The organism is Rhodoferax sp. GW822-FHT04A08 (genome assembly GCF_058801025.1).
Genome location: NZ_JBXAMW010000027.1, coordinates 1 through 19,077 on the forward strand (window position 1 = coordinate 1; position 19,077 = coordinate 19,077).

The window sequence follows — 19,077 nt, forward strand, 5'->3', positions numbered from 1 at the left end:
AGTGGCAAAGATCATCGCGTAAGGAATAGTTAAAGGGGTATAGCTCAATTGGCAGAGCGTCGGTCTCCAAAACCGAAGGTTGTAGGTTCGATTCCTACTGCCCCTGCCACCTAGTTGAGATGTGGCAAAAGAGCCCGCTACTGCGTAGCGGGCTTCAGCGTCTTCTGGGTGCTGAATTTGATACTAACAAGAAGCTTGCGAATTTAGAGAACTATGGCCACTACACAAGTTGAAACCATCAATACAGGGGCAGACAAAGCCAAGCTCGGCGCTGCCGTTGCTTTGGTGGTGGCTGCGCTGGCCGGATTTTATTTGCTGGGCAAGCAAGGCCAGTTGGTGCAGTGGGCTGTCTTTTTGGTTTGCATTGCGGCAGCGGTTGTCGTGTTTTTCATGGCTGAGCCTGGGCGCCAGTTGGCGGCCTTCGGTCGCGACGCCTGGCGTGAAGTCAAGAAGGTCGTTTGGCCTGCCCGCAAAGAGGCGATTCAGATTACCGCCTATGTGTTTGGCTTTGTTTTGATCATGGCGCTGTTCCTCTGGCTGACCGACAAGTCGCTGGAGTGGCTCTTTTACGACCTGATTCTGGGATGGAAGAAATAATGACTGACGACACCGTGGCTACTCCTGCTGTTGAGACGCCTGCTGCCGCTCCGGTCAATCCGGATCTGCGCTGGTACGTTGTGCATGCCTATTCCGGAATGGAGAAGGCGGTGGAGCGCAACATCATCGAGCGCATCAACCGCGCCGGTATGCAGAACAAGTTTGGTCGCATTCTGGTGCCCATGGAAGAAGTGGTCGAAGTCAAGAATGGTCAGAAGCGTACGACTGAGCGCAAGTTCTTTCCTGGCTACGTCTTGGTCGAAATGGTCATGGACGACGACACCTGGCATTTGGTCAAGCACACCAACAAGGTGACCGGTTTTGTGGGTGGTGCGAAGAATCGCCCCGCTCCCATCTCTGAAGCCGAGGTGATGAAGATCGTCAACCAGATGCAGGAAGGCACCGACAAGCCGCGCCACAAGATTGAATTCGTGGTGGGTGAATATGTGCGCGTCAAGGAAGGTCCGTTCACCGACTTCAACGGATCTGTGGAAGACGTCAACTACGAAAAGAGCAAGGTGCGCGTGTCGGTCACCATCTTCGGCCGTTCCACTCCGGTGGAGCTGGAGTTTTCTCAGATCGAAAAGACATAAGTCTTTCTGCAAAAGACCTGAGACGTATTTCAAATCCAGGGTGCGCAAGTACCCGCACTGTTTGCACTATCCGACTCGGTGCAGGCTTTTAGAGAAGAGTCGCTAACCCCGGGGAGCTGCGGTGGCAAAAAGGTTGTCACCCAAGCGCTACTACCCGTAAGGAGAAATCATGGCAAAGAAAATCATTGGTTTCATCAAGCTGCAAGTGCCAGCTGGTAAAGCCAATCCTTCCCCCCCGATCGGCCCGGCGCTGGGTCAGCGCGGACTGAACATCATGGAATTCTGCAAGGCATTCAATGCGCAGACCCAAGGTGTTGAGCCCGGCCTGCCACTGCCTGTGGTGATCACTGCTTTTGCAGACAAGAGCTTCACTTTCGTGATCAAGACGCCGCCCGCAACGGTGCTGATCAAGAAGGCCATCAAGCTGGACAAGGGCTCTGCCCGTCCGCATCTGGACAAGGTTGGCAAGATCACCCGCGCCCAGCTCGAAGAAATCGCCAAGACCAAGATGAAGGACATGAATGCTGCCGATCTGGAAGCTGCTGTTCGTACCATCGCTGGTTCTGCCCGCTCCATGGGCGTGAATGTGGAGGGCGTGTAAATGTCCAAGCTCACCAAGAAACAAAAGACCCAAGTCGGCAAGATCGACAGCACCAAGCTGTACCCCCTGGGCGATGCCCTCGGTTTGGTCAAGGAATTTGCCAACGCCAAGTTCGATGAGTCCATCGACGTGGCAGTGCAGCTCGGCATCGATGCCAAGAAGTCGGACCAAGTGGTGCGTGGCGCCGTGGTTCTGCCCAACGGCACTGGCAAGACCAAGCGCGTGGCTGTGTTCGCCCAAGGCGCCAAGGCTGAAGAAGCCAAGGCTGCTGGCGCCGACATCGTCGGCATGGACGATCTGGCTGCCATGGTCAAGGCTGGCGACATGCCTTTCGACGTGGTGATCGCTGCTCCGGACGCTATGCGTATCGTGGGTACCCTGGGTCAGATCCTGGGACCACGTGGCCTGATGCCTAACCCCAAGGTGGGCACCGTGACCCCCGACGTTGCTACGGCCGTGAAGAACGCCAAGGCTGGTCAAGTTCAGTTCCGCGTTGACAAGGCCGGTATCGTGCACAGCACCATCGGACGTCGTTCATTCGAATCCGACAAGCTGCAAGCCAACTTGGCTGCTCTGGTGGATGCACTGAACAAGGCCAAGCCCGCTTCGAGCAAGGGTGTGTATTTGAAGAAGGTTGCTGTTTCGTCGACCATGGGCGTGGGGGTTCGTGTGGACCTCCAGACCATCTCGGCGTAATCGCAGAATTTGGGCGGCTGGCAACAGCCGCCTGATGTGGTGGGCTGTCGGTGTTGCAAAGCGCTGGCAGGTCATCCAAGACCGTTGGTGTGCAGGCAACTGCACTTAATTTCCAACGCAGATGGCGATCCCGCTGCAGATGGAATGGAAATTTCTGTTAACAGTTGGTCGCTGCAATGTGGAGCGTGGCGCGGCAATAGTCGCAAAGCGCATTTTTAAGGAGTAGACCTTGAGTCTGAATCGCAGTGAGAAAGAAGCGGTCATCAGTGATGTGACCGGCCTCGCCGCTAAAGCTCAAACGCTTGTGATCGCGGAATACCGCGGCATCACGGTCGCTGACATGACCAAACTGCGCAACAACGCGCGCAGCGCTGGTGTGAGCCTGAGTGTGTTGAAAAACACCCTGGCCCGCCGTGCTGTTGCCGGAAGCAGCTTTGAAGTCGTGTCCGACCAGATGACCGGTCCTCTGATCTATGGCTTTTCTGTAGACGCAGTCGCAGCCGCCAAGGTGGTTGCCGAGTTCGCGAAAACCAACGACAAGTTGGTGATCCGTGCTGGTGCGTATGGCGGAAAAGTCCTGGACGTGAACGGCGTTAAACAACTGGCAAGCATCCCTTCCAAGGAAGTGCTGCTGGCTCAGTTGCTGGGCTTGATGCAATCCCCCATTTCCCGTGCAGCACGCGTGCTGTCGGCTCTGGCGGAACAAAAGGGCGGTGGTGCAGCAGAAGCAGCCCCCGCAGAGGCAGTTGCCGCCTGATTGGCGCAACCCTTAGTAAACCAAACTTGTTAGGAAATCAAAATGGCATTCGATAAAGACGCATTTTTGACCGCGCTGGACAGCATGACGGTCATGGAACTCAACGACTTGGTGAAAGCCATCGAAGAGAAATTTGGCGTGAGCGCAGCTGCTATGGCTGCTCCCGCTGCTGCTGGTGGTGGCGCTGGCGCTGCTGCTGCTGAAGAAAAGACCGAATTCAACGTGGTGCTGGTTGAAGCTGGCGCCAACAAGGTGTCGGTCATCAAGGCTGTGCGCGAAATCACCGGTCTGGGCCTGAAAGAAGCCAAGGACCTGGTTGACGGCGCTCCCAAGGCCGTGAAGGAAGGCATTGCCAAGGCTGACGCTGAAGCTGCCAAGAAGAAGCTGGAAGAAGCCGGCGCCAAGGTGGAATTGAAGTAATTCTTCTCCCCTACAGAGGCTGGAGTGCTCGCAAGGGCCTCCAGCCTTTGGTGCTTACAGAGCACACCCAAAAACACCACGAAAAGTGTGTTTTTGAGTGTCTTCTGACCCGACTGCAGAAGATGCCTTGGTACGGGCCGTGTGCAACGCGCGGCCGTCCGCCAATGATTGGTAGTGGCCAATCACCAAGCCTGTTGAGAGTGATGCTCAACGCGACAGTCGCCTGGGAACCGCAGGGTTCCCCTAGTCTTTGCCCGGAGATCGAATGGCTTATACATACACTGAACGCAAGCGAATCCGCAAAAATTTCGGCAGCCGCGACAGCGTGCTCGAAATTCCCTACCTGCTGCAAATGCAAAAGGACGCCTATACCGCGTTCCTGCAGGCCGATGTAGCGCCCAAGAAACGGACCAACGAAGGTCTGCAGGCGGCATTTGAGGCTGCATTCCCCATCGTCTCGCACAACGGTTTTGTGGAGATGAAGTATCTGGAATACAACTTGGCCAAGCCTGCGTTCGATGTGCGTGAATGCCAGACCCGTGGTCTGACCTTCGCGTCGGCTGTGCGCGCCAAGGTTCAGCTGATCATTTATGACCGCGAGTCTTCCACTTCGCAAAACAAGGTGGTCAAGGAAGTGAAAGAGCAGGAAGTCTACATGGGCGAAGTGCCCCTGATGACGACCAAGGGCTCCTTCATCATCAACGGTACCGAGCGCGTGATCGTGTCTCAGTTGCACCGTTCTCCCGGCGTGTTCTTCGAACACGACAAGGGCAAGACTCACAGCTCGGGCAAGTTGCTGTTCTCTGCGCGCATCATTCCTTACCGCGGCTCCTGGCTGGACTTTGAATTCGATCCCAAAGACCTGCTGTACTTCCGTGTGGACCGCCGCCGCAAGATGCCGGTCACGATTCTGTTGCGCGCCATCGGCCTCAACAACGAATCCATCCTGGCCAACTTCTTCGTCAACGACAACTTCCGCCTGATGGACAGCGGCGCACAAATGGAATTTGTGGCTGAGCGTCTGCGCGGCGAAGTCGCCCGTTTTGACATCACCGACAAGAGCGGCAAGGTCATTGTGGCCAAGGACAAGCGCGTCACCGCGCGCCACACCCGCGATCTGGAGCAATCCGGTACCACGCACATCAGCGTGCCCGAAGACTTCCTGATTGGCCGCGTGGTCGCCCGCAACGTGATTGATCCCGACACCGGCGAAATCGTGGCCAAGGCCAACGAGGAAATCACCGAAGCGCTGCTCAAGAAGCTGCGCACAGCCGGCATCCAGGACCTGGCCTGCATCTACACCAACGAGCTGGACCAAGGCGCCTACATTTCGCAAACCCTGCGCACCGATGACACCGCGGACGAATTCGCCGCGCGCGTGGCCATCTACCGCATGATGCGCCCTGGCGAGCCGCCTACGGAAGACGCTGTGCAGGCCCTGTTCCAGCGCCTGTTCTACAACCCCGACACGTACGACCTGTCGCGCGTGGGCCGTATGAAGTTCAACGCCAAGATGGGCAGCAATGACCCGACGGGCCCCATGGTGCTGACCAACGAAGACATCCTGGCCGTGGTCAAGATCCTGGTAGACCTGCGCAATGGCCGTGGCGAAGTCGATGACATCGATCACCTGGGCAACCGCCGCGTGCGTTGCGTGGGCGAACTGGCCGAGAACCAGTACCGCACCGGTCTGGCACGTATCGAAAAAGCCGTCAAGGAACGTCTGGGTCAGGCCGAGCAAGAGCCGCTGATGCCCCACGACTTGATCAACAGCAAGCCGATTTCTGCAGCGCTCAAGGAGTTCTTCGGTGCGTCGCAGCTGTCGCAGTTTATGGACCAGACCAACCCGCTGGCAGAAATCACCCACAAGCGCCGTGTATCGGCCCTTGGCCCGGGCGGTCTGACCCGCGAACGTGCCGGCTTTGAAGTGCGCGACGTGCACGTGACCCACTACGGTCGTGTGTGCCCGATTGAAACGCCTGAAGGCCCGAACATCGGTCTGATCAACTCCCTGGCTCTGTATGCCCGCCTGAACGAATACGGTTTCATTGAAACCCCGTACCGTCGCGTGGTAGACAGCAAGGTTACCAACGAGATCGATTACCTGTCCGCCATTGAAGAAGGCAAGTACGTGATTGCCCAGGCCAATGCGACGCTGGACAAGGACGGCAAGCTCACTGGTGACCTGGTGTCTGCCCGTGAAAAGGGTGAATCCATCCTCTGCGGTGCGGAGCGCATCCAGTACATGGACGTGTCGCCTGCGCAGATCGTTTCGGTGGCTGCCTCCCTGGTTCCGTTCCTGGAACACGATGATGCGAACCGCGCGTTGATGGGCGCCAACATGTCGCGTCAGGCTGTGCCTGTGCTGCGTCCCGAAAAGCCCATGGTGGGTACCGGTATCGAGCGCGTGGCGGCTGTGGACTCGGGCACGGTGGTGACCGCTTCCCGTGGCGGTGTGGTCGACTACGTGGACGCGACCCGTATCGTGGTGCGCGTCAATGACAGCGAAGCCCAAGCCGGTGAAGTCGGTGTGGACATCTACAACCTGATCAAGTACCAGCGTTCCAACCAGAACACCAATATCCATCAGCGTCCCATCGTCAAGCGTGGCGACAAGCTGGAAAAGGGTGACGTGATTGCCGACGGTGCGTCGACCGACCTGGGCGAAATCGCCATTGGTCAGAACATGCTGATTGCCTTCATGCCTTGGAACGGCTACAACTTCGAAGACTCGATCCTGATCTCCGAGCGCGTGGTGGCCGATGACCGCTACACCTCGATTCACATCGAAGAACTCGTGGTGATGGCACGCGACACCAAGCTGGGTGCGGAAGAAATCACTCGCGACATTCCCAACCTGTCCGAGCAACAGCTCAACCGTCTGGATGAGTCCGGCATCATCTATGTGGGTGCCGAAGTCATGCCCGGCGACACGCTGGTAGGCAAGGTCACGCCCAAGGGCGAGACCACGCTGACTCCGGAAGAGAAGCTGTTGCGCGCCATCTTTGGCGAGAAGGCTTCCGACGTGAAGGACACCTCGCTGCGTGTGGACCAGGGCTCGCAAGGTACCGTGATCGACGTGCAGGTCTTCACCCGTGAAGGCATCCAGCGCGACAAGCGCGCCCAGCAGATCATTGACGACGAACTCAAGCGTTTCCGTCTGGACCTGAACGACCAGCTGCGCATTGTGGAAGCCGACGCGTTTGACCGTATTGCCAAGCTGCTCGACGGCAAGACTGCCAATGGCGGACCCAACAAGCTGGCCAAGGGCACCAAGATCGACAAGGCCTATCTGGCTTCCGTCGAGAAGTTCCACTGGTTCGACATCCGTCCCGCCGACGAAGAAGTGGCATCGCAACTGGAGTCCATCAAGAACTCCATCGAGCAACAGCGCCACAGCTTTGACCTGGCTTTTGAAGAAAAGCGCAAGAAGCTCACCCAAGGCGACGAGTTGCCCGCTGGTGTGCTCAAGATGGTCAAGGTCTACATTGCCGTCAAGCGTCGCCTGCAGCCTGGTGACAAGATGGCCGGCCGCCACGGTAACAAGGGTGTGGTCTCCAAGATCACTCCAGTGGAAGACATGCCTTACCTGGCCGACGGTACCCCCGTTGACATCGTGCTGAACCCGTTGGGCGTGCCTTCGCGTATGAACATCGGTCAGGTGCTGGAAGTGCATCTGGGTTGGGCCGGCAAGGGCCTGGGCCAGCGCATCGGTGACATGCTGCAACGCGAAGCCGCGGCCAGCGAAATCCGTGGTTTCCTGGAAAAGGTATACAACAGCACCGGCCGCAAGGAAGACCTGGCACAACTGTCTGACGACGAAGTCAAGCAGATGGCGCAAGAGCTCACCAGCGGTGTGCCATTCGCTTCGCCTGTGTTCGACGGCGCCACCGAGAAGGAAATCGGTGACATGCTGCAACTGGCCTATCCGGATGACGTGGCCAAGGCCAAGGGCCTGACCGCCACCCGTACGCAGGCACAGTTGTACGACGGACGCTCCGGCGATGCCTTCGAACGCACCACCACCGTGGGCTATATGCACTACCTCAAGCTGCACCACTTGGTTGATGACAAGATGCACGCTCGCTCCACAGGCCCCTACAGCCTGGTTACGCAACAGCCTCTGGGCGGTAAAGCCCAGTTCGGTGGACAGCGTTTCGGTGAAATGGAAGTGTGGGCGCTGGAAGCGTATGGCGCTTCCTACGTCCTGCAGGAAATGCTCACCGTCAAGTCCGATGACGTGCAAGGTCGTACCAAGGTGTACGAAAACATCGTCAAGGGCGAACACTCCATCGAAGCCGGCATGCCGGAATCGTTCAATGTGCTGGTCAAGGAAATCCGTTCCTTGGGCCTGGACATCGAACTCGAACGTTCTTAAAGACAAGGGAAAGAGCACATGAAATCATTACTCGACCTGTTCAAGCAGTTCACCCCGGACGAGCATTTCGATGCCATCCGGATTGGCATGGCCTCGCCCGAAAAGATCCGTTCCTGGTCCTTCGGCGAAGTGAAGAAGCCCGAGACCATCAACTACCGTACCTTCAAGCCTGAGCGTGACGGCCTGTTCTGCGCCAAGATCTTCGGGCCCATCAAGGACTACGAATGCCTGTGCGGCAAGTACAAGCGCCTGAAGCACCGCGGCGTGATCTGCGAGAAGTGCGGCGTTGAAGTGACACAGACCAAGGTGCGTCGTGAGCGTATGGGTCACATCGACCTGGCTGCGCCCTGCGCCCACATCTGGTTCCTCAAGTCCCTGCCGTCCCGTCTGGGTCTGGTGCTGGACATGACCCTGCGTGACATCGAACGCGTGCTGTACTTTGAAGCTTATGTGGTGACCGACCCCGGCATGACTCCGCTGAAGAAATTCAGCATCATGTCCGAAGACGATTTCGACGCCAAGTTCAAGGAATACGGCGATGAATTCCAGGCCAAGATGGGCGCCGAAGGCATCAAGGACCTGCTGCAGAACATCGATATCGAACGCGAAATCGAAAAGCTGCGCAACGACCTGACCGGCTCCGAGCTCAAGATCAAGAAGAACGCCAAGCGCCTGAAGGTGCTGGAAGCCTTCAAGAAATCCGGCATCAAGCCCGAGTGGATGGTGCTGGACGTGCTGCCCGTGTTGCCACCGGACCTGCGTCCGTTGGTGCCGCTGGACGGCGGCCGTTTTGCGACCTCCGACCTGAACGACCTGTACCGCCGCGTGATCAACCGCAACAGCCGTCTGCGCCGTCTGCTGGAACTCAAGGCACCGGAAATCATTGCGCGCAACGAAAAGCGCATGCTGCAGGAAGCCGTGGACAGCTTGCTGGACAACGGCCGCCGCGGCAAGGCCATGACTGGCGCCAACAAGCGTGCACTCAAGTCCCTGGCTGACATGATCAAGGGTAAATCCGGTCGTTTCCGTCAGAACTTGCTGGGTAAGCGCGTGGACTACTCCGGTCGTTCCGTGATTACCGTGGGCCCAACCCTCAAGCTGCACCAGTGCGGTCTGCCCAAGCTGATGGCCTTGGAACTGTTCAAGCCCTTCATCTTCGCGCGCCTGGAAGCCATGGGTATTGCCACCACCATCAAGGCGGCCAAGAAGGAAGTCGAAGCCGGTACACCGGTGGTGTGGGACATCCTGGAAGAGGTCATCAAGGAACACCCCGTGATGCTCAACCGTGCGCCTACGCTGCACCGTCTGGGTATCCAGGCCTTTGAGCCCATCCTGATCGAAGGCAAGGCCATCCAGCTGCACCCCCTCGTTTGCGCGGCCTTCAATGCCGACTTCGACGGTGACCAGATGGCTGTTCACGTGCCCCTGTCTGTGGAAGCGCAGATGGAAGCCCGCACGCTGATGCTGGCTTCCAACAACATTCTGTTCCCTGCCAACGGCGAGCCTTCGATCGTTCCTTCGCAGGACGTGGTGCTGGGTCTGTACTACACGACCCGCGAAAAAATCAACGGCAAGGGCGAAGGCCTGATCTTCTCCGACACCGGTGAAGTGCAGCGCGCCTTTGACGCGGGTGAAGTGGAACTCAATGCACGCATCAACGTGCGTCTGACCGAGTACACCAAGGACAAGGAAACCGGCGAGTTGGTGCCTTCGACCAAGCTGTGGGAAACCACCGCAGGCCGTGCACTGCTGTCCGAAATCCTGCCCAAGGGACTGCCCTTCTCCAACCTGAACAAGGCACTGAAGAAGAAGGAAATCTCCAAGCTGATCAACGTGTCCTTCCGCAAGTGCGGTCTGAAGGAAACCGTGGTGTTCGCCGACAAGCTGCTGCAAAGCGGTTTCCGTCTGGCCACGCGCGCCGGTATCTCCATCTGCATCGACGACATGCTGGTGCCGCCAGAAAAGCAAAGCATCATCGAGCGCGCCCAGAAGGAAGTCAAAGAGATCGAGCAGCAATACGTCTCCGGTCTGGTGACAGCTGGCGAGCGCTACAACAAGGTGGTGGACATCTGGGGCAAGTCGGGCGATGAAGTGTCCAAGGTGATGATGGCCAAGCTCTCCAAGGAGACCGTGACCGATCGCCATGGCAAGCAAGTCTCGCAAGAGTCGTTCAACTCCATCTACATGATGGCCGACTCCGGTGCCCGCGGTTCTGCTGCGCAGATCCGTCAGGTGGCCGGTATGCGGGGTCTGATGGCCAAGCCTGACGGCTCCATCATCGAGACGCCTATTACCGCGAACTTCCGCGAAGGTCTGAACGTGTTGGAGTACTTCATCTCCACCCACGGTGCCCGTAAGGGTCTGGCCGACACCGCGCTCAAGACCGCCAACTCGGGTTACCTGACCCGTCGTCTGGTGGACGTGACGCAGGATCTGGTCGTGACCGAGCAGGATTGCGGAACCCACAACGGCTACCTGATGCGCGCCATCGTCGAAGGCGGTGAAACCATTGAATCCCTGCGCGACCGAATCCTCGGACGCACCACAGCGGATGAAGTGCTGCACCCCGAAACCCGTGCCGTGCTGGCCGAAGCGGGCGAAATGCTCGACGAAGACAAGATCGAAGAGCTTGAAGCCGCAGGTGTGGACGAAGTCAAGGTGCGTACCGCACTGACTTGCGAAACCCGCTTTGGTATCTGCGCCAAGTGCTACGGACGCGACTTGGGCCGTGGCGGCCTGATCAATGGCGGCGAAGCCGTCGGTGTGATCGCTGCCCAGTCCATCGGCGAACCCGGTACCCAGCTGACCATGCGTACCTTCCACATCGGTGGTGCGGCATCCCGTGCTGCCATCGCCTCCAGCGTGGAAGCCAAGTCCAACGGCGTGATCGGCTTTAACGCCACCATGCGCTATGTGACCAACAGCAAGGGCGAACTGGTGGTGATTTCCCGTTCCGGCGAGATCGTCATCCAGGACGAACACGGCCGTGAGCGTGAGCGCCACAAGGTGCCGTATGGCGCTGTGCTGACCATCAAGGCAGACCAGACCATCAAGGCTGGCGCCATTTTGGCCAACTGGGATCCGCTGACCCGACCCATCATTACCGAATTCGCCGGCAAGGCGCATTTCGAGAATGTGGAAGAAGGCCTGACGGTTGCCAAGCAGGTCGACGAAGTCACCGGTCTGTCGACCCTGGTGGTGATCGATCCCAAGCGTCGTGGTGCCGCCAAGGTGGTGCGTCCGCAGGTCAAGCTGATCGACGCATCTGGCCACGAAGTCAAGATCCCCGGTACCGACCACTCCGTGACCATCGGCTTCCCGGTGGGCGCGCTGGTGCAGGTGCGTGACGGTCAGGACGTGGGCCCCGGCGAAGTGCTGGCCCGTATCCCAATCGAAGGCCAGAAGACCCGCGACATTACCGGTGGTCTGCCCCGCGTGGCCGAGCTGTTCGAAGCCCGTTCCCCCAAAGACAAGGGCGTGCTCGCCGAAGTCACGGGTACGGTCTCCTTCGGCAAGGAAACCAAGGGCAAGGTCCGCTTGCAGATTACCGATCCAGACGGCAAGGTCTGGGAAGAGCTGGTGCCCAAGGAAAAGAACATCCTGGTGCACGAAGGCCAGGTGGTCAACAAGGGCGAGTCCGTGGTGGACGGCCCGGCCGATCCGCAGGACATCCTGCGCCTCTTGGGTTCCGAAGAACTGGCCCGCTACATCGTGGACGAAGTCCAGGACGTCTACCGCTTGCAAGGCGTGAAGATCAACGACAAGCACATCGAAGTGATTGTTCGTCAGATGCTGCGCCGTGTGGTGGTGGAAGCCGCTGGTGACTCCAACTACATCAATGGTGAACAGGTTGAGCGTTCCGAGATGCTCAACACCAACGACGCCCTGCGCGCCGAAGGCAAGGTGCCCGCCACCTTCACCAACTTGTTGCTGGGTATCACCAAGGCATCCTTGTCCACCGACAGCTTCATCAGTGCGGCTTCCTTCCAGGAAACCACCCGCGTGCTGACCGAAGCCGCCATCATGGGCAAACGCGACGAGTTGCGCGGCCTGAAGGAAAACGTGATCGTGGGCCGTCTGATTCCTGCCGGAACCGGTCTGGCCTACCACGAAGCCCGCAAGGTGCGCGAGAAGATGGACGACGCCGAGCGCCGTGCCATTGCCGAAGCCGAAGCCGCCGAACTGGCGGGTGCAGGCGAGTCGGCCGATGCCGCTGCTGACGAAGGTGTGGCTGGCGAGTAATCGCTACCAGCGGCCTTCCATGAAACGCCCCAAGCCCGCCCCGGGCCTTGGGGCGTTTTTATTGGTCGCAGTGTTATCCAGTATGCTGTTTGCATGAGCGCGTCTGTCCTGACCTGGTTGCTGGCTGCCATCACCGTGTTCTGGTGCGTGGGGCTGTACAACCGCTTGATGCGCTTGCGCGCACGAGGGCTGGATGCACTCGGCTCCGTGGAAAAGAACCTGCGGGTTTACATCAGCCTAGTGGATGCCCAGTTCCCCAACGAAGAGGGAAGCTTCATACCGCTGGTATGGGCGGACCTGGCGCGTCATGTTCAGTCCATCGATGTCCACTGCAAGGCGGCGCGCGGCGCGCCCCTGGCTGCGGCCCAGCTCCAGGGCCTGGGTCAGATTGTGGATGCCATAGAGCGTGAGTGGGCGCGCATCAGCGAACAAGCCGAAAGCCTGGAGCAACCACCCTTGTCCGACGCGATGCAGAAGCTCTGGCAGGAGGCTGCCTTGAAAGTACGCACCGCACGTGGCGGATTCAACCAGATTGTGGACCGCTACAACGAGGCATTGCATCAGTTCCCTGCCAGCATGGTGGTGGACATGATGGGGTTCAAGCCAGCGGGAAACCTTTAGCAAATCAATGCAACAGACAACAGAACAGATTCCGCTGTGGCGGCAACTGCTGGCCACTGCGCAAGTGGTACAGGCCGTGCGATCCGGTGCGTCCGGGAGTGCCGCGGTAGAAGCGGTGGCGCCCGAGTTGCGCCCTGGCGTGCAGGCGCTCGTCTTTCAGGCCTGGCGCAATGCCGGCCGTGCCGAGGCATTGCGCAGGCAACTAGCGCGCAAGGCGCCTCCACCCGCAGTCGATGCTTTGCTGTGCCTGGCACTGGCCCTGCTGTGGCGTGAGGAAGATTCACCTTATGACGCTTTCACTCTGGTGAACCAGTGCGTGGAAGCGGCCAAGCAGCATACGCAAACACGGGCCCAGGCCGCGTTCATCAACGCCTGTCTGCGCCGCTTCCTGCGCGAGCGGGAGGCACTGGTTGCCTCCACCGACACGGATCTGCAGGCGCGCTGGAACCATCCGCTGTGGTGGATACGGCGTCTGCAAAAAGACCATCCCGACCACTGGGATGCCATTTTGCTGGCTGCCAATCGGCAAGCGCCCATGGCTTTGCGGGTGAATGGGCGCAAGACCTCGGTTCCGGCCTACCTGGAGCGTCTGGCCGAAGCGGGCATTGCAGCGCATGCGGTGGGACTCAGTGGCATTGAGCTGGAGCGGGCAGTGCCAGTGCATCAACTGCCCGGCTTTGAAGACGGAGCGGTATCCGTGCAGGATGCCGCCGCCCAGATGGCAGCACCACTGTTGCTGGCCGGATTGGAAGGACTGGACTCCAAGCGCGTACTGGACGCGTGCGCTGCGCCCGGTGGCAAGACCGGCCACTTGCTGGAGTGCGGTGTCGGAGAAGTAGTTGCTCTGGACGTGGATGCCAGGCGCTGCAAGCGCATTGCCGAGAATCTGGAACGACTGGGATTGCAGGCCACGGTCAAGGCGGCAGATGCCGGTCAACCACAGAGCTGGTGGGATGGGCGCCAGTTTGATGCCATTCTGCTGGATGCACCCTGTACCGCCTCCGGCATTGTTCGCCGTCATCCCGACGTGCGCTGGCTGCGCCGTGAGAGCGACATTGCCCAGCTCGCAGCCCTGCAAAAGAAGCTGCTGCAGACGCTCTGGTCCCTGCTGGCGCCCGGCGGCCGCCTGCTGTATTGCACGTGCTCGGTGTTCCTCGCCGAGGGGGCCGGGCAAGTGCAAACGTTTCTTGCACACAACACCGATGCTGCACTGCTGCCGTCACCGGGGCATTTAATCCCGGCAAACCCCATGAAAGCCGACGCAGTCACGGACAATCACAACGGTGACCATGACGGATTTTTCTACGCACTCCTGCAAAAACAGGCTGTTTGATTGCAGCCTGCGGCTGTTGCTGGCGTGGCTGCTGATGTTCGTGGCCCTGGCGCATGCGCAAGTCACGACCGAAATCACCCAGTTGCGGCTGGAACGTGCAGATGAAGAGTGGCTGCTGTCGGCACAGGTGCAGTTCGAGATGCCCTCGGCGGTAGAAGATGCTTTGGTCAAAGGCATACCGATGGTGTTTGTGGTCAGCGCTGAAGTGCTTCGTGAACGCTGGTACTGGTATGACCGTCGTGTGACGTTTGCAGAGCGCCATATGCGCCTGGCCTACCAGCCGCTCACCCGCCGCTGGCGTCTGAACGTCAGTCCGGGCGCCATCGCCAGCACCGGTGCCGGGCTGGCGCTCAGTCAGAACTTCGATACCCTGGCCCAAGCCTTGGTGGCCATCAAGCGTATCGCTAAATGGAAGATTGCCGACGTGTCCGACCTGGACGCATCCGCCAAGTACAAGCTTGATTTCCGCTTCAAGCTCGACCTGGGGCAATTGCCCCGTCCGTTCCAGATTGGCGCCATCGGCCAGTCAGATTGGGACATCTCCGTTGGCGTACTGACACCGTTCTCCACCGAGACCGGCAAATGACCGAATCCTTGCAGACCGCGCCTACAGTGCGCCACACGTCGCGCGCCGTGCGACGCACCGTGACGGTTGCAGCAGCATGCATGGTGCTCATAGGCGCCGTGCTGCTGTACATGCTGATGCAGGCGACCAATAACCGCGATTTGTACGAGCGCAACTACGCGCTGCTGTTTTCCGTCAATGTGGCGGTGGCTTCCGTGCTGCTGGTGGCCATTGTGTGGGTGGCCTACCGCCTGTTCATGCGTTTGCGGCAAGGACGCTTCGGTAGTCGCCTTCTGGTCAAGCTCGCGGCGATCTTCGCATTGGTCGGCTTCGCACCCGGCCTGTTGATCTACGTAGTGTCCTACCAGTTCGTGTCGCGTTCCATCGAGACCTGGTTTGACGTCAAGGTTGAAGGCGCGCTTGACGCAGGCCTGAGCCTGGGGCGGGTGACGTTGGATACCCTGTCCAGCGAGTTCAGTGCCAAGGTCCGCGCGGCTGCGCCACAGCTCAATGACGTGTCCGAGGCTGGCGCCGGATTGCAGTTGGAAAAGCTCGTCGATCAACTGGGAGCGTCCGAAATCGCCATCTGGACATCCGGCGGCAGATTGGTTGCCACAGGCGGCCAGACACGTATTCAGCTCAACCCAGACAAGCCCACGAGTGCGCAGTTCCGCCTTGCCAAATCTGAGCGTGCCGCGGCTTGGATCGATGGCCTGGAAGAGGCAACGCCCGACTCGCTCGCGGCGTCGCGCATCCGCGTGCTGGTGCCTCTGGCGCTGTCGGGTCTGGGTCTGAGCCCCGAGCCCCATTTCCTGCTGGTGTCCAAGGCGTTGCCACGCAATCTTGTGGCCAATGCACTGGCCGTGGACACCGCGAACCGGGAGTACCAAGAGCGCGCATTGGCACGCGTGGGCCTCAAGCGCATGTACATCGGCACGTTGACGCTCAGCCTGTTTCTGGCGGTGTTCGGCGCAGTGCTGCTGGCCGTGGTGCTGGGCAATCAGTTGGCGCGGCCTCTGCTGCTGTTGGCCGAAGGCGTCAGCCAAGTTGCAGCCGGAGATCTGCGCCCCAAGCTGGCCATGCAGGGCAAGGACGAGCTGGGCGGATTGACGCGCGCGTTCGCCACCATGACCGCCCAATTGGCCGATGCCCGGGCCGCTGTGGAGCACAGCATGGCGGAAGTGGACGCTGCGCGTGCCAACCTGCAGACCATCCTGGACAATCTGACTGCCGGCGTCATCGTGCTGGACCGGCAGGGCGCTTTGCTCTCAGCCAATCCGGGAGCTACCCGCATACTGAAGGTCCCTCTGGCCGCACATCAAGGTCAGGTGCTGTCCAGCATTCCTGGCCTGGAGGATTTCGGCCAGTCCGTGCAAATCCAGTTCACGGAATTTCTGCTGGCCAAGCAGGAACGCGAGCCGGATCATTGGCAGCAAACTTTCGAATTGGGTGTCAGCAGTGCACCCATGCATGCCCCGTTTGACCGCGCCTTGACCATCGTGGCACGTGGTGCCGAATTGCCGGGCGATACGCGCCTGCTGGTGTTTGACGATATTTCCGAGATCGTGTCGGCGCAGCGCGCCCAGGCCTGGGGTGAAGTGGCACGGCGACTTGCGCACGAGATCAAGAATCCGCTGACCCCCATCCAGTTGTCGGCCGAACGTCTGGAGCTCAAGCTGTCGGGCAAGCTCGAACCCGCCGAACAGCAAGTCCTCAACAAATCCGTCAAGACCATCGTGGACCAGGTCGATGCCATGAAGCGCTTGGTCAATGAGTTCCGTGACTATGCGCGCCTTCCGGCGGCGGAACTCAAGCCGGTGGACCTGAATGCCTTGGTGCAGGACGTGCTGCATCTGTACGACGCAGAGTCTCCGCGCGTGCAGGTCTTGCTGGAGTTGGATGCCAAGTGTCCCAAGGTTCGGGGTGACGCACATCAGTTGCGCCAAGTCATTCACAACTTGCTGCAAAACGCCCAGGATGCGACCGAGTCGCAAAATCTGGAGCAGGGCTCGGATGGGCACATCGTGGTGCGCACCGTATGGCAGGAGACCAAAGGACGCGTGCGCCTGAGCGTACTCGACCAGGGAACCGGTTTCGCTGAAGCCATCCTCAAGCGGGCCTTTGAACCTTACGTCACTACCAAGGTCAAAGGCACCGGACTGGGGCTTGCGGTGGTCAAGAAAATAGCCGATGAACACGGCTCGCGTGTGGACATCAGCAATCGTGTTGTGGACGGCAAAGTCGTAGGTGCGCAAGTGTCGTTATCATTGGCCGTTGTAAATAGCTCACAGACTTGAGCCTTTAGACATACTCCAAGGAATTCGCGGACACGATGGCAAACATTTTGGTGGTCGATGACGAGCATGGAATCCGGGACCTGCTCTGGGAAATCCTCAACGACGAAGGGCATCAGGTTGAACTTGCCGAGAACGCGGCACAGGCCCGTTCAGCCCGTGTGCGCGAGCGACCGGATCTGGTTCTTCTGGACATCTGGATGCCTGATACGGACGGCGTCACCCTGCTCAAGGAGTGGTCGGCATCCGGTCTGCTGAACATGCCCGTCATCATGATGAGCGGTCATGCAACCATAGACACGGCGGTCGAAGCTACAAAGATCGGCGCCCTGGCCTTTTTGGAAAAACCCATCACCATGCAGAAGCTGCTCAAGGCAGTGGAGCAAGGTTTGACGCGTGGCAATCTTCGAAAGGCCGCCCAACCTGAAGTACCCTCCAAAGAGCTTGTCCTGGCCGAGTCAGTGGACGCTTCTGCCCAGGCGCTTGTAAACGGAGTAGAGGCCGGCCCACAACCCAACCAGAGCTTTTTGTTGGACAAGCCGCTGCGCGAAGCACGTGACGAATTCGAAAAGGCCTATTTCGAGTATCACCTTGCGCGTGAAAATGGTTCCATGACACGCGTTGCTGAAAAAACCGGCCTGGAGCGTACCCATCTGTACCGCAAGCTCAAGCAGTTGGGCGTGGACCTTACCCGAGGCAAACGCCAGGCAGCCTGAGCCGAACGCCTGTCTGCCGAAGTTGCGAAAAGTTGATGCTATAATTCAAGGCTCGGCCCGGTAGCTCAGTCGGTAGAGCAGAGGATTGAAAATCCTTGTGTCGGTGGTTCGATTCCGCCCCAGGCCACCAATAACGACGCGCCCCAGTACCCTTTTGGATACCGGGGCGTTTCTACGTCTGGTGTGTGATCTTCATGATTTGCCCCGGTACCCGTGCCGCAATTTACCAATTGAATCAGCTGTAGCCCGAACTATCATGAAAGTGTCGGGGGCGATTTCATTCTTTCAGGGGCCAATCAAATGACAAGACAGTTGAGAGGGCTGGCATTCATTCCTGCGCTTGTATTCGCAATGCTTGCAGGGACAGGCGGTCAGGCGCAGGAGCGTGCCGTCTACAAATGTATGGATGCGACTGGGATTGTCGTGTTCTCGGACAAGGAATGCCAAGGCAGGCTGTCCAAGTTGAACATCAATGCGCCGTCAGACGCCGAGATGACGCAGCAAAAGGCCGAGCACGACGCCAAGGTTGCCCGCGACAAGGCACTGGCCGATGAGGTTGAAGCCAGACGCTTGGCGCAGGAGCAAGCAGCGCGTGCTGCGCAAGACCAGCAGTCTAGGGTGAATAGGGATCTTGCGAATAAAGTGGAGCAGGACAGAGCGCAGAAAAACTCCAACGTGAACAGCGCCCCCAACGTCATGCAGTCTGCTCCGACCAATACCGTTCCCTTCAAGTACTGAGTAAGAAGCTCGTATTGGGGCTGGAGAGGTCGTTGTCGGTGTACAATAGAAGACTTGCTTCGGGTAACAGGGTTCTCTTCAAAAGAGAAAAAACCTTGAGTTGTACATTGATACAGCCCGAAGCCATCAATTGGAATTTCCATCGCGAAGATGGGATTTCATCTGACCACAAAAATGGTCGCTTATGCGGGATTAGCTCAGTTGGTAGAGCGATACCTTGCCAAGGTATAGGTCGAGAGTTCGAGCCTCTTATCCCGCTCCAACATTAGGACATCATGGCTCAAGCTGCCATGATGTCCTGTCTGTGCAATCCCTTCACGCCCGTACCACATAACGCATTGCCAACCACCGGGGCAGGCCCTATATTCGGGCCATCTGACAGTGTGGGTTGCGCTCTTGGGGGCACACTGAAATTCAACGAACAATAAATATCATCGTGCACCAGAAATTTGTAATCTCATCGTTTGTCGTATGTGTGCTCACTGCGCAACCGGGTTGGGCTCAGTCGGCTTCCGAAGCCAAACTA

Annotated in this window: 14 protein-coding genes and 3 tRNA genes; all 17 read left to right on the forward strand. The window is 58.9% G+C overall.

Going from position 1 to position 19,077, the window contains the following annotated elements; genetic code table 11:
* The first annotated feature begins 33 nt into the window (after window positions 1-33).
* The 17 genes from AC1RMF_RS25300 to AC1RMF_RS25380 all read left to right on the forward strand — a co-directional run bounded on the left by AC1RMF_RS25300 (window position 34) and on the right by AC1RMF_RS25380 (window position 18,813).
* Window positions 34-109: transfer RNA gene (locus tag AC1RMF_RS25300), tRNA-Trp, on the forward strand.
* Between the two features lie 104 nt (window positions 110-213).
* A complete protein-coding gene (gene secE, locus AC1RMF_RS25305) occupies window positions 214-597 on the forward strand; it encodes a preprotein translocase subunit SecE (protein ID WP_342619062.1) in 384 nt (127 codons plus the stop codon).
* On the forward strand, window positions 597-1,190 hold the full coding sequence (gene nusG / locus AC1RMF_RS25310) for a transcription termination/antitermination protein NusG (protein WP_342619061.1): 594 nt from the start codon (window positions 597-599) through the stop codon (window positions 1,188-1,190). The genes secE and nusG overlap by 1 nt, the downstream gene beginning before the upstream one ends.
* Before the next feature lie 169 nt (window positions 1,191-1,359).
* Window positions 1,360-1,791: a 50S ribosomal protein L11 gene (gene rplK / locus AC1RMF_RS25315; protein WP_342619060.1), complete on the forward strand. Its 432-nt coding sequence runs from the start codon at window positions 1,360-1,362 to the stop codon at window positions 1,789-1,791.
* Entirely contained in the window at window positions 1,792-2,487 is a 696-nt protein-coding gene (gene rplA / locus AC1RMF_RS25320; protein WP_342619059.1) for a 50S ribosomal protein L1, read from the forward strand. It abuts the gene before it with no gap.
* A 229-nt stretch (window positions 2,488-2,716) separates the two neighbouring features.
* A complete protein-coding gene (gene rplJ, locus AC1RMF_RS25325; protein ID WP_493145226.1) occupies window positions 2,717-3,244 on the forward strand; it encodes a 50S ribosomal protein L10 in 528 nt (175 codons plus the stop codon).
* A 42-nt stretch (window positions 3,245-3,286) separates the two neighbouring features.
* Complete coding sequence (gene rplL, locus AC1RMF_RS25330; protein ID WP_342619057.1) at window positions 3,287-3,664, forward strand: 50S ribosomal protein L7/L12; 378 nt, start codon at window positions 3,287-3,289, stop codon at window positions 3,662-3,664.
* Between the two features lie 265 nt (window positions 3,665-3,929).
* On the forward strand, window positions 3,930-8,042 hold the full coding sequence (gene rpoB, locus AC1RMF_RS25335) for a DNA-directed RNA polymerase subunit beta (RefSeq protein ID WP_342619056.1): 4,113 nt from the start codon (window positions 3,930-3,932) through the stop codon (window positions 8,040-8,042).
* A gap of 18 nt (window positions 8,043-8,060) precedes the next feature.
* A complete protein-coding gene (gene rpoC, locus AC1RMF_RS25340) occupies window positions 8,061-12,284 on the forward strand; it encodes a DNA-directed RNA polymerase subunit beta' (protein WP_493145228.1) in 4,224 nt (1,407 codons plus the stop codon).
* Between the two features lie 93 nt (window positions 12,285-12,377).
* Window positions 12,378-12,905, forward strand: coding sequence for a LemA family protein (locus tag AC1RMF_RS25345; protein WP_493145230.1), 528 nt, complete (start codon window positions 12,378-12,380; stop codon window positions 12,903-12,905).
* Window positions 12,906-12,912: 7 nt separating this feature from the next.
* A complete protein-coding gene (gene rsmB / locus AC1RMF_RS25350) occupies window positions 12,913-14,238 on the forward strand; it encodes a 16S rRNA (cytosine(967)-C(5))-methyltransferase RsmB (RefSeq protein ID WP_493145232.1) in 1,326 nt (441 codons plus the stop codon).
* A complete protein-coding gene (locus AC1RMF_RS25355) occupies window positions 14,195-14,824 on the forward strand; it encodes a DUF4390 domain-containing protein (protein WP_342619052.1) in 630 nt (209 codons plus the stop codon). The genes rsmB and AC1RMF_RS25355 overlap by 44 nt, the downstream gene beginning before the upstream one ends.
* The gene (locus AC1RMF_RS25360) at window positions 14,821-17,100 is read left to right on the forward strand and encodes a sensor histidine kinase (protein ID WP_342619051.1); all 2,280 of its coding nucleotides are present in this window, start codon (window positions 14,821-14,823) and stop codon (window positions 17,098-17,100) included. Before AC1RMF_RS25355 ends, AC1RMF_RS25360 begins: the two co-directional genes overlap by 4 nt.
* 35 nt (window positions 17,101-17,135) lie before the next feature.
* On the forward strand, window positions 17,136-17,813 hold the full coding sequence (locus tag AC1RMF_RS25365; protein ID WP_493145234.1) for a response regulator: 678 nt from the start codon (window positions 17,136-17,138) through the stop codon (window positions 17,811-17,813).
* A gap of 54 nt (window positions 17,814-17,867) precedes the next feature.
* Window positions 17,868-17,943, forward strand: a tRNA-Phe gene (locus tag AC1RMF_RS25370).
* 221 nt (window positions 17,944-18,164) lie between these two features.
* Complete coding sequence (locus AC1RMF_RS25375) at window positions 18,165-18,551, forward strand: hypothetical protein (protein ID WP_493145235.1); 387 nt, start codon at window positions 18,165-18,167, stop codon at window positions 18,549-18,551.
* A gap of 186 nt (window positions 18,552-18,737) precedes the next feature.
* Window positions 18,738-18,813: transfer RNA gene (locus tag AC1RMF_RS25380), tRNA-Gly, on the forward strand.
* Window positions 18,814-19,077 lie beyond the last annotated feature (264 nt).